Source organism: Lentilitoribacter sp. Alg239-R112 (assembly GCF_900537175.1).
Classification (GTDB): Bacteria; Pseudomonadota; Alphaproteobacteria; order Rhizobiales; family Rhizobiaceae; genus Lentilitoribacter.
This window is the reverse complement of record NZ_LS999833.1, coordinates 301,389-313,702: the sequence shown is the minus strand read 5'-3', so window position 1 is coordinate 313,702 and position 12,314 is coordinate 301,389. Positions and strand designations below refer to the sequence as shown.

At 45.2% G+C, this 12,314-nt stretch carries 18 protein-coding genes; 9 read left to right on the top strand and 9 right to left on the bottom strand.

What is annotated here, in order from left to right:
- The first annotated feature begins 101 nt into the window (after positions 1–101).
- Positions 102–977: a DMT family transporter gene (locus tag G3W54_RS01810; protein ID WP_162651445.1), complete on the top strand. Its 876-nt coding sequence runs from the start codon at positions 102–104 to the stop codon at positions 975–977.
- Positions 978–979: 2 nt separating this feature from the next.
- Here the strand turns inward: G3W54_RS01810 and G3W54_RS01805 are convergent, their stop codons facing one another.
- Both G3W54_RS01805 and G3W54_RS01800 read right to left on the bottom strand, forming a co-directional pair.
- Positions 980–1,696, bottom strand: a complete 717-nt coding sequence (locus G3W54_RS01805; RefSeq protein WP_174244201.1) for a VTT domain-containing protein — start codon at positions 1,694–1,696, stop codon at positions 980–982.
- Positions 1,683–2,555: a LysR family transcriptional regulator gene (locus tag G3W54_RS01800; RefSeq protein WP_162651444.1), complete on the bottom strand. Its 873-nt coding sequence runs from the start codon at positions 2,553–2,555 to the stop codon at positions 1,683–1,685. The genes G3W54_RS01805 and G3W54_RS01800 overlap by 14 nt, the downstream gene beginning before the upstream one ends.
- A 134-nt stretch (positions 2,556–2,689) precedes the next feature.
- Between G3W54_RS01800 and G3W54_RS01795 the strand changes: the two genes are divergently transcribed.
- Positions 2,690–3,232 (top strand): NAD(P)H-dependent oxidoreductase, encoded by a 543-nt coding sequence (locus G3W54_RS01795; RefSeq protein ID WP_162651443.1) that lies wholly within the window; start codon positions 2,690–2,692, stop codon positions 3,230–3,232.
- An 18-nt stretch (positions 3,233–3,250) separates the two neighbouring features.
- Here the strand turns inward: G3W54_RS01795 and G3W54_RS01790 are convergent, their stop codons facing one another.
- Both G3W54_RS01790 and G3W54_RS01785 read right to left on the bottom strand, forming a co-directional pair.
- Positions 3,251–3,481, bottom strand: coding sequence for a DUF2798 domain-containing protein (locus G3W54_RS01790; protein WP_162651442.1), 231 nt, complete (start codon positions 3,479–3,481; stop codon positions 3,251–3,253).
- Between the two features lie 115 nt (positions 3,482–3,596).
- Entirely contained in the window at positions 3,597–4,664 is a 1,068-nt protein-coding gene (locus G3W54_RS01785; protein WP_162651441.1) for an NAD-dependent epimerase/dehydratase family protein, read from the bottom strand.
- Positions 4,665–4,795: 131 nt separating this feature from the next.
- Between G3W54_RS01785 and G3W54_RS01780 the strand changes: the two genes are divergently transcribed.
- The 3 genes from G3W54_RS01780 (at position 4,796) to G3W54_RS01770 (ending at position 6,319) form a co-directional block, all read left to right on the top strand.
- The gene (locus G3W54_RS01780; RefSeq protein WP_162651440.1) at positions 4,796–5,377 is read left to right on the top strand and encodes a TetR/AcrR family transcriptional regulator; all 582 of its coding nucleotides are present in this window, start codon (positions 4,796–4,798) and stop codon (positions 5,375–5,377) included.
- Between the two features lie 73 nt (positions 5,378–5,450).
- Positions 5,451–5,864: a hypothetical protein gene (locus G3W54_RS01775; protein ID WP_162651439.1), complete on the top strand. Its 414-nt coding sequence runs from the start codon at positions 5,451–5,453 to the stop codon at positions 5,862–5,864.
- Positions 5,865–5,947: 83 nt separating this feature from the next.
- Complete coding sequence (locus G3W54_RS01770; RefSeq protein WP_197742769.1) at positions 5,948–6,319, top strand: VOC family protein; 372 nt, start codon at positions 5,948–5,950, stop codon at positions 6,317–6,319.
- 27 nt (positions 6,320–6,346) lie between these two features.
- On the opposite strand, the gene G3W54_RS01765 is transcribed toward G3W54_RS01770, so the two are convergent.
- The 3 genes from G3W54_RS01765 to G3W54_RS01755 all read right to left on the bottom strand — a co-directional run bounded on the left by G3W54_RS01765 (position 6,347) and on the right by G3W54_RS01755 (position 9,196).
- On the bottom strand, positions 6,347–6,811 hold the full coding sequence (locus G3W54_RS01765; protein ID WP_162651438.1) for a DUF1203 domain-containing protein: 465 nt from the start codon (positions 6,809–6,811) through the stop codon (positions 6,347–6,349).
- 95 nt (positions 6,812–6,906) lie between these two features.
- Entirely contained in the window at positions 6,907–8,151 is a 1,245-nt protein-coding gene (locus G3W54_RS01760; protein ID WP_162651437.1) for an Hsp70 family protein, read from the bottom strand.
- 118 nt (positions 8,152–8,269) lie between these two features.
- Positions 8,270–9,196, bottom strand: a complete 927-nt coding sequence (locus G3W54_RS01755) for a helix-turn-helix domain-containing GNAT family N-acetyltransferase (RefSeq protein ID WP_162651436.1) — start codon at positions 9,194–9,196, stop codon at positions 8,270–8,272.
- Between the two features lie 138 nt (positions 9,197–9,334).
- On the opposite strand from G3W54_RS01755, the gene G3W54_RS01750 reads away from it, so the two are divergent.
- On the top strand, positions 9,335–9,625 hold the full coding sequence (locus G3W54_RS01750) for a DUF1330 domain-containing protein (RefSeq protein ID WP_162651435.1): 291 nt from the start codon (positions 9,335–9,337) through the stop codon (positions 9,623–9,625).
- Here the strand turns inward: G3W54_RS01750 and G3W54_RS01745 are convergent.
- Positions 9,622–9,966 (bottom strand): TfoX/Sxy family protein, encoded by a 345-nt coding sequence (locus tag G3W54_RS01745; RefSeq protein ID WP_162651434.1) that lies wholly within the window; start codon positions 9,964–9,966, stop codon positions 9,622–9,624. The genes G3W54_RS01750 and G3W54_RS01745 overlap by 4 nt on opposite strands.
- Before the next feature lie 75 nt (positions 9,967–10,041).
- Between G3W54_RS01745 and G3W54_RS01740 the strand changes: the two genes are divergently transcribed.
- The 3 genes from G3W54_RS01740 to G3W54_RS01730 are packed head-to-tail and all read left to right on the top strand — an operon-like array spanning position 10,042 to position 11,469.
- On the top strand, positions 10,042–10,440 hold the full coding sequence (locus G3W54_RS01740) for a metalloregulator ArsR/SmtB family transcription factor (protein WP_162651433.1): 399 nt from the start codon (positions 10,042–10,044) through the stop codon (positions 10,438–10,440).
- Positions 10,437–10,949: an SRPBCC domain-containing protein gene (locus G3W54_RS01735; RefSeq protein WP_162651432.1), complete on the top strand. Its 513-nt coding sequence runs from the start codon at positions 10,437–10,439 to the stop codon at positions 10,947–10,949. Before G3W54_RS01740 ends, G3W54_RS01735 begins: the two co-directional genes overlap by 4 nt.
- Before the next feature lie 10 nt (positions 10,950–10,959).
- Positions 10,960–11,469 carry an SRPBCC domain-containing protein gene (locus tag G3W54_RS01730; RefSeq protein WP_162651431.1) on the top strand — a complete coding sequence of 170 codons (510 nt, stop codon included), beginning with the start codon at positions 10,960–10,962 and terminating at the stop codon, positions 11,467–11,469.
- A 17-nt stretch (positions 11,470–11,486) separates the two neighbouring features.
- Here the strand turns inward: G3W54_RS01730 and G3W54_RS01725 are convergent, their stop codons facing one another.
- Complete coding sequence (locus tag G3W54_RS01725) at positions 11,487–11,897, bottom strand: GFA family protein (RefSeq protein ID WP_162651430.1); 411 nt, start codon at positions 11,895–11,897, stop codon at positions 11,487–11,489.
- Positions 11,898–12,314 lie beyond the last annotated feature (417 nt).

Genomic DNA, 12,314 nt, shown 5'->3' with positions numbered 1-12,314 from the left:
TAGGAAAATCAATTAATTCCTACGATTAACGTAAAAACCTCTAAAGAGGCGTCAGCCTGTTTTTGCTTTACAAAGTTTGCGAATTAGTTAGAGGTTTTACGATGTCCGGCAATCACTCCTTACCCAAACAAAATGCTCTACGTGGTATTTTCCTTCTGTCATTGGCAATGTTGCTTATTCCGGTGGTCGATACGATTGCCAAATACCTATCAGCAGAGCTTTCGCCGCTTTATCTTTCCTGGGCTCGATATTTTGCCGCTTCACTCTTCATCGTTCCCATTGCGATGCGCAAATTTGGCCGGAACATCTTTCCAAGGCGTAATATCAAATCACACTTTACGCGAACATTCTTCATAATTTCGGCAATGCTTTGCTTCTTTATATCCATTTCAACAACACCTTTGGCGACCACAGTTGCGGTCACAATGATTGCGCCCATTGTTGCAACAGTCTTTGCGGTAATTGTTCTTAAAGAGAAGCTGACTTGGGTGAAAACCATCGCTTTGATCTTGGGGCTTTCAGGTGCCTTAATCATTATAAACCCGCGTGTTGAGATGGAAAATGGAGTTATTTTTGCAGCGCTTGCTGGCCTGTTTTATGGCTTGTATATGGTGACAACTCGCATGACAGCGCAAGCCAGTGATCCGATAAAAACACTTTGTTTCCAATGTGTTGTGGGAATGGTCTTTCTCATTCCTTTTGCTGTCCTAAATTGGTCAATGCCAACCACCGATCAGCTGCTTTTACTTCTATTTATGGGCATTGTTTCCATCACAGCCCACGGTATGACAATTTTGGCATTTCAATATGCGCAAGCATCAGTCTTATCACCATTCATATATCTGGAAATTGTTAGCGCAGCTATTTTGGGCTATTTTGTCTTTGCCGATGTTCCAGGAATTGCATTTTGGATAGGCACCACGATTATTGTCATTGCCGGTCTGCTGATTTCATTTGCGCGTGAAAAATCAACGTAAAGTTAGGTCTTAATCCGGTTCCACTTGCGAAATAAAAACCAGCCGCCCCAACCGATGGCATACAAAAACATGGCGCCATAGATTGCCGGCATGGGATCATCCACACTTGAGACTGAGCCAGCATAGGATGCAATCGCCACATAGGGCAGAGTACCGATAAAATGGAAAAGCGCATAACGACCAAACTTCATATTGGTCGCGCCAGCCAGCAATGCGCATATTTCTGGCACCATAGGGGCAGCACGCGCTAGCGTTATCATTAGTGGACCATGGGTGTGGAATGTTGCTGTAAGGTCAATGATATCTGCATCATTCCGGATAATTTTCCCAATCGCAGGTTCACCCCATCTTTCACCCATCACATAGCCTAAAAATGTTGCGCAACTTGTGCCGATTAGCGCAATAAGTGCACCTTGTGGGAATCCTAGAAAAAAGCCAGCCAAAAGCGTAATTGTAAGCGTTGGAACGGTAATGAATATATCGACGCATAACAGGACAATGATCATGGCAGACAATGTTAGCGCATCAATCTCGCTGGCGCCTTGTAGCCCCAATGTCACATTCTCCACTGTCAAAATATCAAAAAACTGCCCAAGAATGAACAGGACGGCGAAAAATGCCAGCAATATACCCATAATTTTTAATAGCGGTTTCAAAGCAATAAAGCTTTCATTGAGTTGGCCGGATAGAGTGTCATACAGCCATTTACAGATTCGCACGATTGGCTTTTAAGATATTCATGAACGCTTGTATCTTGGGTGAACGATGAAGGTCTACATGTGTAACAAGCCACGATTTTGTTGCCCATTCAGGTCTGGATGGCATGATTTCGACCAGATCATCATGAGGTGTAACTTCACGGACCGTAAGAAAACCGATGCCGTTGCCACCGCGCACTGCCTGAATGCTAATGGGGACATGATTACTGGCAAAAGCAATGTTATCAGGCCCAACATGTTGCGTTAGCCATTTGTAAAACGGTGCCCGCGGATTTGCATCCATTGGGCCAACAAAATGATGATTTGGGAAATCATCGATTGAAGTAGGTCTGCCATATTTTGCAACATAGCTTTTGGCGGCGTAAAGCGCGACGTCAAGGTCGATAAATGGCTGCACTACATTGTCCGGGTTTTGCGGTTCTGAACCGGCACGAAACGCAATATGTGCTTCACCATATTCAAGTTTCATCACATCACCAGTTTGCAGAAATTTCGTTTTTACCTGCGGATGTTGCTCTCGAAATTCTGCAAGAAGCGGTAGGATATAAGGTGCAAGCGCTTCAATTGACGTAACGATCAGATCGCCTGTAAGTTCCGTTGAATGTTTGTCGGATATGCGTCGAAGCTGTGAGAATTGTTCATCTGTTGCTTCTGCAATTCTGAGCAATTCTTGCCCCAGCTCTGTGGGGGTGAACCCGCGTGTATGCCGCTGAAAAAGCTTGCCACCCAAGGAGCTTTCCAACGCATCAATATGGCGGGTGACGGTAGCTCTGTGTACACCCAACACTTCTGATGCCGCACTAATGGTGCCTAATTTGGCAACCTGTGCGGCCGTACGAATTTCATTCCAGTTATCCAAAAGAGCCTCGCTTTAATCGCCTCAATTTATATGCTGCAAAAATGCGCATGTTTAGCGCTTTTTGGTGTCTATGATAAATAAATGTAATATGAAATATATGGGGAAAGTTCTAATCTAAATCAAGGGTAGATGACATGAAAATTCTCGCATTTGCAGCTACGAACCACAAAAATTCAATTAATAAACAACTCGTTACTCACGCAATTGAGGTATTGAAAACCGATCTTGTTGAGGATGCTGACGTGGAAATTATTGACCTGAACGACTATGAAATGCCGATCTTTTCTCCTGAGCGTGAGACAGAAGGCGGAGTTCCGGATTTAGCTCATAAATTCTTCGACAAAATTGGCGTTGCTGATGCGGTGATCATCTCATTCGCAGAATATAACGGCAATTACACCGTCGCTTATAAAAATATTTTTGATTGGGCCTCCCGTATTCAGATGAAAGTCTTTCAAGATAAAAAAGTTATGCATATGTCAGGTTCGATTGGGCCCGGCGGTGGTGCAAACGTGTTGCGCGTTGCCAATGATTCTGCGCCATTTTTTGGATCAGATCTGAAAGCAAGTTTTTCCGTTGGCCCATTTAGCGAAAAGTTTGACAGCAAAAAGGGTGCATTTGCCGATCCAGAACTAGCCCAGACATTGCGCTCATCCCTAAAAGCACTCGTGGCGTAGTGCATATCAAACCCGCAACTAGTTTTTAAAAATACGCGCAACCATTTTGCGCGTAAGCGGGGCAACAAATAAAACAATCGGAAATGCCACCGCCCAAGATAACATCCACGCATTGAGCCAAAGCGAGATAAAATTATCGACAAAGCCTGTGGTTCTGAAAATAGAAATCGCTGAGACAAAAGCAGTCATCATAAATGTCAGTAAAAAGCCGAAGACTATCGGTTCAAAACGAGAGTTTGGTTTAGACATACGGTACTTTCGAAGGTTTTTGATTTGAAGAAAAGATACGTCTGGCTAACGAAATTGGCAATACTACTTATTGTGTATTATTGCCAATCTTTATTAAAGTCATTCAAGAACGAACCTACTTTTTAAAAACGCCTGCATCAATCATTTGATCAAACATTTCAATCACAGCAGTTTCGGTGCTGCGGTAAGTTATATCGAGTTTTTCTTTGGATTTGGTATTGTCCGCTTTCCACGCATGGCCCACATTTTTGGATATCATTTCGCGGGTGAACATCTTGTTCGCGATGGGGCCGACGAGCCAGAGTAGCCATTTTGGTGCAGTGCTTTTCGGGAAGGGCCACTTGGAGCCAAATTTTTTCTCAAGTGTTTGCCCCATCTCAAGCAATGTCATGGTTTTGGCCGAAGTTATATGGCGGCCTTCCGCGTCTGCAATATATCCGGCACGCATATGAGCCGCTGCCACATCGCGCACATCGACAATGCCAATTTCAAAATGTGGCACACCCATTTTCATAGTGCCATCGCCAAGTTGTTTCATAACCGCAACAGATTCAGAATTGGGTTGCAGCGTAACGCCAGGCCCCATAACGAATGCAGGATTGATCACCACAAGTTTCCAGCGGTCCTGCGCCTTGGCAATGTCCCATGCCGCTTTTTCAGCTTGTGTTTTGGAATAGGAATAAGCTTGATGATCAAGACGCGAGGTCGTGTTCCAAATTTCCTCGGTCAATGTACCGTTTGGCATGGATTGGCAATCAATCGCATCGCCATAAATGGCCGCGCATGAGGATGTAACAACAACGCGGGATACGCTATCTGTCCGGTTCGCAGTTTCCAGCACATTGCGGGTTCCGCTTACGGCAGGATCAACCAGTTCTTTCTGAGCATCTTTAAATGAGGAGGTAAAAGGCGAGGCTGTGTGGAATACGACACCGCATCCGGCCATAGCCTCATCATAAGCGCCATCATTAAGCAGGTCCGCTTTAAAGAATTTGAGCTGCTCAGGATTATCTTTCACAAGTGCAGTTAGATGCGCAAGCTTTTCCTTATTTGATGGATCGCGCACCGCCGCGTGCACTGTGATGCCTTGCTCAAGCAGGCCTTTGACCAGCCAACCTGCGATATAGCCCGTTGCGCCTGTCACAAGGGCTGGCTTGGATGTGTCATAAATCGGGTTTGTCATGTTCGTATCCTCAAGAGGAGCGCCATCCTACATTCGAAGTTTAGGGGCTCGCGGTTGGTTGCAATTAAGTAATCAAGTGTTTATATAAGTAGTGTATTCTGTAAGTCAACAAGTGATTACAAAAAATATTCATGCCCAAAAATAGCTCAGATAACGCCATACCCACCCGAAAGCGCGATGCGCAAGCCACCAAAGAAGCGATTCTGGAGGCCGCGCGCATGGTTTTTATGAACAAGGGATATGACAGCGCCGGCACGCGCGAGATTGCGCAACGGGCAGGGGTTAATGTTGCACTGATCAGTAGATATTTTGGCTCCAAGGAAGGGTTGTTTACACAAGCCATTCCCCCGACATTGACTTTAGCGCCTTTGATTGAAGGCCCGATGGAGGATTTTGGCGCACGGGTAGCAGGCCATTTTGTGCACAAAAACCTTGAGGGTGAATATGACCCGACATTGGCGCTCATAAGAGCAGCATCCAGCAAAGATGCTGTCCATGTTTTGAAAAAAACACTCGATGAGCAATTCACCAAACCTCTTGCCGCAAGGCTTCAAGGCGAAAATAAATTCGAACGTGCGGCCCTCATTGGCTCCTTTCTGGCTGGTTTTGATTTCACCGCCCGCGTTGTTGGCGTTAAAACAACTGAGAACTCAGATAAATCAGCGGTTGAAACATTGGTTGCCAAAATTTTGCAGGATTTAGTTGATGGTTAGTTCTATTTTCTCTGGCTTTATATTTTGTTCCTGATATGTTCTGACCTAAACTAATTGAAAAGGAGCAAAGTCGGTGGATTTTGAAAAGAGTGTGAAGCAGCAAGTAACGCTGTTAAATGAAGGTAAACCGTTGGAGGCTTTTGATCAGTTTTTCGACATATCTGGTGTGATGTATGCCAACGGTGAAGTGTTCGCCAGCTCTGCCGAGGAAGGCCGAAAAAAACAGGAGCCATATATTCGCGCAGCTGTTTCCATAGAGGGCAAAATTACTGATGTAAAAATGTTGCCAGCCAAGCAGATATGCGTATTTCGCAATCAATCATCCTTTGTCACCGAAGATGGCAATAAACACCAAATTGACGGGCTTTGTTGGCAACATTGGCAGGGTGGCAAAATCAAAGAAGAGCAATATTTTGATGGCGAGCAGATGAAAAACCACATTAAAAATGGCATTCTTTCCCAGCCTGAATTGTTGCTTGGCGGGTAAGTGTTGCAACTGGCTTGCCCGTTTTCAATTATAGCATTATTGCGTTAAGTAGGGTTTGATTATCCCAATCCTGGAGGTTCTAATTGGCTGAAATTTACGCACTTGATCATGTTCAACTTGCAATGCCTGAGGGCGAGGAAGACAAGGCACGCGGATTTTATCGTGATGTTTTGGGGCTAAATGAGGTAGCTAAACCCGCTCCATTGGCAGGTCGTGGTGGTGTGTGGTTTGAAAAAGGTTCGCTCAAACTTCATCTTGGAACGGAAAAGGATTTTCGACCAGCGAGAAAGGCCCATCCTGCGCTTTTGGTAAAGGATATTAATGCCTTTCAAAAATCATGCGAGGCTGGGGGCTGCGCGACAAAAAGTGATAGTGATCTTCCGGGCTACTCCCGTTTTTATATAGATGACCCGTTTGGCAATAGAATAGAGATTTTAGAGCCTCAGAATACCTGACATTTTTGATGCAAAAGCGGCCGATCATCAGCGTTCAATTCGCCCCATAAAGCAGCCTCGCGTTGCTGTGTGGGCATCAATATGAGCGATGTTCTCATTTTTCCAGGCCTGTGCAATAAATGTTTTGATTTCAGTTCCTGTCGCGATTTTAGCATCGAGCATCATTCCCGCTTGGTCAAATGCCCGAAGCGATAATATGCGATCAAACAACATGGGCGGAATTTTATTTCGGCCCTCATAGGTTTTGGTTGCGCCTTCACGCACAAAAATTGCATGTGAGGCTTTGTAAGGCGTGTTTTTATCCATGCTTGTGTGGTTGATAAGCAGCAAAGTTTCGCCAATCTCCGCATCACGCATTTCAATTCGATCAGGAAAACTTGCTTTGGCATTGCAGACATATCGCTTTGCGCCATGTGTCGCCAGCTCGGCATCTGTCATCCCAAACATGTGATTGTAATTCTCAACGGGCAATCCGCGTATTATAAATTCCATGATCCAGCTCCAAAATAAAGTGTCTTGAGAGCCGAACTAACATGTGAATTTCACAGGCTGCCACCCGAAACTTGCGAAGCGTGGATAATGCTTGTCTAGCGCCCCGATGCGATCGCTAAACCATCGATAATGGCGGTGAATGCGTTGGAGTACAACAGGTCTGCACCCTTGAAATGCGGCGCGATGTTCTGCTCAATGATTTTCATATGGCTGGAACCACCAACGAAAATTACCTTGTCCACCTGATCGGCGGTATAACCAGAAAGTTGGAGTGTTTCAAGCGCCGCGTCACTGATGTTTTTTGCATGTTCTTCAAGGCTTTTGCCAAGTTTTTCTGAAGTTAGTTGTGCAGATAATTGCGCCTCGATGAAAGCAAGGTCAATATCGCTTTGGCCATTGTTGTTGGTTTCGATTTTGCCATCTTCCACCGCAAATGCAATGTCGTGGCCGATCTCTTCTTCAAGCACGGTGATAAGCCTGGTAAACGGCTCTTTATTCAGCGCTAATTTATGAAGGTCTGCTGCAAGTTCACGCGGTTTTTCTGCATAAAGAGATGGAATTTTTGACCATGTGGCAAGGTCTTGAAAAATGTGATTTGGTGCGCGCAATGTATCATTGCCCCATTCGCGCCGGATCATTTCCCTGTGACCTAGCAGAGGCATAACATGGTCGATGGACAGGCTTCGGTCAAAGTTTGTGCCACCAACACGCACACCATTGCATGCCAAAACATCGATGCCGATGTCAGCGCTTTTAAACAGGCAGTAATCGGACGTACCACCCCCGATATCAACAATCAGCGCGAGTTCATTCTTGTCGATGCCGCCATTAGCAATTGCAGCCGCCTCTGGCTCGTACATAAACTCGACGCTTTTAAATCCGGCGTTGATATAGCACTGGGTAAGGTCTTTCAGTGCTTTGGCATTTTTTGTCTCGCTTGCAGAATGAAAGAAAACAGGACGGCCCGATAACGCATGGTCGAAGCGCTGTTCTGCTTGAGTTTCAGCCCGTGTTTTGATTTGTTGCAAAAAGTTGGAGATGATGTCCGCATAAGTCACGAGTTTGCCGCCAAGCCAGCGACGTTCATGCAGCAAAGACGTTCCCAGAATGCTCTTGAGCGCACGCATATATCGCCCTTCATCACCTCTGATAAGCGATTGATTAGCCGCTCGGCCAATGCGCCATTCTTGCGCGCGAACATCAAAGAAAATTGCAGTTGGAAGCGTGGTCTCATCTCCCTCGATATTGATGAGGTACGGCGAGCCAGATTTGACATATCCAACGGCAGAATTGGACGTGCCAAAATCTATACCCAGAATAGGGGTAGATTTATTGGTCATGAAATAACCTTTGATGTGAAAACGAGCAGGAAGGCGCTTTTAGATCAGTTGTTTCAATTCCACAAGCCCCGATCGAGCTGAAATTGTTTGCACCGAAATGTATTTCGGGCGAACTGAACTAAAGCTCAATCTGCCAATTTTGCCGCTTCAGCGTTTGGCCAAAGACATCCATCTCAGTTTCATTTGTCATTTCAAAGCCCTGCGCTCGGTAAATTTTGCCAGCAGATTCTTGCACGGAATGAGTCCATAATGTCAGACGCTTATATCCCTTTTGGCGTGCGAATTTAATGCATTCTGACACCAGCCGTGCGCCTATGCCCAGCCCGCGTGCACTTGGTTCAACATAAAGCAATCTAAGCTTTGCCACACTTTGATCACCTTCGGTAACAAACACTGAACCAGCAACGCTGCCTGCATGTTCAACCACCCATGCCCGTTCACGCTTGGGATTATAATTTTTAAGATATTCAGCAATGATTTCAGCCACTACGCCCTCAAACGAGATATCCCAATTTTGCTCTTCTGTGTAGAGAACCCCATGACGATGAATAATCCAGCCAAAATCGCCCGGTTCCGGGTCGCGCAATATGTAAGATGGTTCGGCAGGTTCAGTGCTGAGCAGCTTTTCAATATGCTGCATAGAGCGCACCAGTTGCCGCCGTTCGGTATTTGGTAACGGGCGAATAAGATCAGCTACCTGCTGGGAAGAAAGCTGTTCAAGTTGATCTTCAACGTGTTTTCCTTTGTCAGTGAGCGAAAGCACCATGCGTTTGCCATTGTTCGCATCAGGCGTCTTCGAAATAAGGTTTTGCTCCTCCAGTGAGGCTATCAAACGGCTGAGGTAGCCGCGATCAAGCTTTAATATATCCATAAGATCACTGGCAGCAAGATTGTCATTGTGGTTCAGCTCATACATGAGCCGTACCTGCACAAGCGAAAAATCCGAAGCGAGTAATCCTTCGTTGAGTGCACCGACCAATTTGGTGTGAAAACGGTTAAAGTGCCTTACATTCAACACCTGATTATCAATCTCGTTCGCAAGCATATTTTACCTTTATTGCTAAAATCATTTTATATGTTGCTTTAGTCAACATATATGACGTGTCTTGTCAATATATTCTGTTGAAATTGTCCACGGCAAATGATCTTATGGCATGAATTCATACACCAGATGGAGTGTTCAATGTCTGCATTTTTACTAATCGATACGAAGATCAATGATCATGAGGCTTATGAGAAATATAAATCAGTGGCGCGCCCCATTGCTGAAAAATTTGGTGGCCAGTATCGAACGCGCGGTGGTGAGATGGATGTTATACAGACAGAACTTTGGTCGCCAACGCGCATTGTATTGATCGAGTTTCCGAGCATGGAAAGTGCCCGAAACTTTATCAATTGTGACGAATATGCACCCGTTCGGAAAATCCGCGAAGGCGCGTCTGAGTGCACTTTAATGCTGCTTGAGGGGCTTTAGTTCTTCTTCTTTGTTGGCTTTGCTGGCAGAGATTTCGCATTATCCAGACATTTACCAAAGACTTCTTTGAGGCGTTTTTGATCATCTAATACGGGGTGAGGGATGGAGACATAGTCCTTCATCACAGCACCATATTGCTTAACGGGAGGAACATCGTGTTCGGCCATAAAGTCCGCAAGGTCGGCTTTTGATAGGCGCAGGCAAAGCGTGCCTTCCTTATCCAAAAAACTGAACATATTGCCATTTATAGACGTGTATGGATTGGCCTTGCCCTTGACCTTTTCGCCAAATTCGTTCTCGGCGAGAGTTTTGTAATTTTCCAAAGCTTCCTCGTAGGTCATGTGTTTTCCTCCTGGGCTGAATACAGATATTTAAGCGGACTTGACAAGTGCCTTTCTTTATATAACCATATGGTTATGGAGTCATTTAACTACACAAACCATTATGCAACACCTTCTCAAGGAGAGGCGAATCTGGATGCTATTTTTTCGGCACTTGCTGATCCAACGCGGAGAAAAATTCTGTCTCGTTTGGTGGATGGCGAGGCCACGGTGCAAGAAATCTCTCAACCATTTACGATGAGCCAACCTGCAATATCTAAACATTTGAAGGTGTTAGAGCAGGCAGGGCTTGTTGAGCGCGATATTGATCAGCAGCGGCGACCAGCAAGATTGAAGGCTCAGAATATGGCAATGGCTGTGGAATGGCTGGAGCACTTCAGGAACTTTTGGGGTGCCAGTTTTGATCAACTCGATGGCCTTTTAGAGACAATGCAAACGCAAAAAACAAGTAAAGATAATGGAAATAAAAGATGAATGAGTTACCGACATTTGTAATGGAACGAGAGTTCAAAGCACCACGCAATCTGGTTTGGAAAGCATGGACTGATCCTGAGCTGCTCGCCAAGTGGTATGGCCCAGGTGTGGAAACGATTATTCACGAGTTAGATGTTCGTCCTGGTGGCGTATGGCGCAATGAAATGCGCATGAAGGGCAAAGATGGCAATCAAATGTCTGACTATTCGCTTATGACATTTATCGAGGTTGAGGAGGGGGAGACAATCACCCTTGAGCTTGCCTCAACAGATGCTGATTGGAACCCGCAACCCAGCATGATGATGCCAAACTGGCCGCGTTTATTTTTTCTGGAGTTCCTCTTTGAAGATGATCAGGATGGCACAACCAAGGTGACGCTGACCCAAAGACCCATGAATGCGACAGATGACGAGCTTGCTGCATTTGCTGGTATGATTGAGCGTATGAGCAGCGGTTGGGGCTCTGGCTTCAATATCATCGAGCAAATCCTTGCAGAGTTGCAGGCGTAGGGAGCAATTGATGAAACGCTTTTTCCAGTTTATTGGCTTTGTTCTGCTTGTCGGGATTTTTTATCTCTTTACACAAAGTCCAAATATACATGAAATCACCAGTGAAGTAGTAATCGCAGCGCCTAAAGATAAGGTTTGGGCAGCTGTGACGGATATCAACGGTTGGGCGGAGAATAATTCTGCGATCAATGAGGCCAGTGGCAATGTGGTGTTGGGACGTAAGTTATCGCTCACCATGCGTGGTGAAGAGGCAGGCGAAAATGGCCCTGCCTATGATCCGACTATCGTCGAATTAGATAAAGGAACCTCATACCGATGGCGTGCGAAAATGGGCACTGAACTTATCTTTACCAACGATAAGCAGTTTGAATTAGAAGAGGTTGATGGCGGCACTAAACTTACGCACACGGAATATTTTTCCGGCATGCTGGTGCCGCTCATGCTTGATTGGTTTAAAGTTGGCGTTCCGCCGATTTTAGCCGAAATGAATGCAGGCTTTAAGGCTACGGCTGAGAAATGATAATCACGGAAGGTGTATCATTGTCGGTCAAATGAGCGAACATTTGAAATTTGTCCGAGCCATTTGACCGCCGATGCTGCCCAGAATTGCCTTTTGGGAACCAATCCAAAGCCGTTTTCTATAGCTCCCAGGCGAATACCTAACTTCTTTGGTTCATTACTATCACCAACAGATGTCGCATAAATCGGTGTTCCGCAGTCTGGGCAAAAGCTTTGTTGGCGTTTATCCCCGCTTTCAGCTACTTTGATATAATGTTTGAGATTGCCGGATAATAAATTGAATTTATTTTCAGAAACAGGAACAACAACTCGAAACGGTGAGCCTGATAACTTCTGGCAGTCAGTGCAGTGGCAAATTCTGACTCTGTCAGGATTAATTTCGGCTGTAAATGCAATATTGCCGCAATGGCATTTTCCGCGAACATGCATAGTTATTCTCCAAATATAGATCACAGATTAAGCTTATCATATTTGAATTTTATGAAATGCTATTCGTTTAAGATGATATATCACTCAGGCACAAATTGTAGTGCCCTAATAAAGAGATCGGTGCCTTGCGAAGAATGTGTGTAGTAGCGGCTATACGCATTCTTTGAAATGGCGGTGCAAGGCACCGATATTTGGGACCCTTATCTGAGACCTGGAGATTGTCCCGGGATCATTATATTTTGCAAAACCTTCAGTGATGGGTTCTGCGTTCAGCATGAGAAGTTTTGATCGGAATTAAAACAGGCTCTGCCATGTAGTTTGTTCTGGAAAACTCCCATTTTTCAACATCCAAAACAAAACGCAACACTGTTGCGATCCGTTTTAAGAGTATTTTTTTCACAAGTTTAAACATTAACT

Bases quoted from the DNA above. Each gene is read 5' to 3' on its own strand.
- G3W54_RS01810 (WP_162651445.1), top strand. From the start codon at position 102: ATGTCCGGCAATCACTCCTTACCCAAACAAAATGCTCTACGTGGTATT.
- G3W54_RS01795 (WP_162651443.1), top strand. From the start codon at position 2,690: ATGAAAATTCTCGCATTTGCAGCTACGAACCACAAAAATTCAATTAAT.
- G3W54_RS01790 (WP_162651442.1), bottom strand. From the start codon at position 3,481: ATGTCTAAACCAAACTCTCGTTTTGAACCGATAGTCTTCGGCTTTTTA.
- G3W54_RS01785 (WP_162651441.1), bottom strand. From the start codon at position 4,664: ATGACAAACCCGATTTATGACACATCCAAGCCAGCCCTTGTGACAGGC.
- G3W54_RS01780 (WP_162651440.1), top strand. From the start codon at position 4,796: ATGCCCAAAAATAGCTCAGATAACGCCATACCCACCCGAAAGCGCGAT.
- G3W54_RS01765 (WP_162651438.1), bottom strand. From the start codon at position 6,811: ATGGAATTTATAATACGCGGATTGCCCGTTGAGAATTACAATCACATG.
- G3W54_RS01760 (WP_162651437.1), bottom strand. From the start codon at position 8,151: ATGACCAATAAATCTACCCCTATTCTGGGTATAGATTTTGGCACGTCC.
- G3W54_RS01755 (WP_162651436.1), bottom strand. From the start codon at position 9,196: ATGCTTGCGAACGAGATTGATAATCAGGTGTTGAATGTAAGGCACTTT.
- G3W54_RS01750 (WP_162651435.1), top strand. From the start codon at position 9,335: ATGTCTGCATTTTTACTAATCGATACGAAGATCAATGATCATGAGGCT.
- G3W54_RS01745 (WP_162651434.1), bottom strand. From the start codon at position 9,966: ATGACCTACGAGGAAGCTTTGGAAAATTACAAAACTCTCGCCGAGAAC.
- G3W54_RS01740 (WP_162651433.1), top strand. From the start codon at position 10,042: ATGGAGTCATTTAACTACACAAACCATTATGCAACACCTTCTCAAGGA.
- G3W54_RS01735 (WP_162651432.1), top strand. From the start codon at position 10,437: ATGAATGAGTTACCGACATTTGTAATGGAACGAGAGTTCAAAGCACCA.
- G3W54_RS01730 (WP_162651431.1), top strand. From the start codon at position 10,960: ATGAAACGCTTTTTCCAGTTTATTGGCTTTGTTCTGCTTGTCGGGATT.
- G3W54_RS01725 (WP_162651430.1), bottom strand. From the start codon at position 11,897: ATGCATGTTCGCGGAAAATGCCATTGCGGCAATATTGCATTTACAGCC.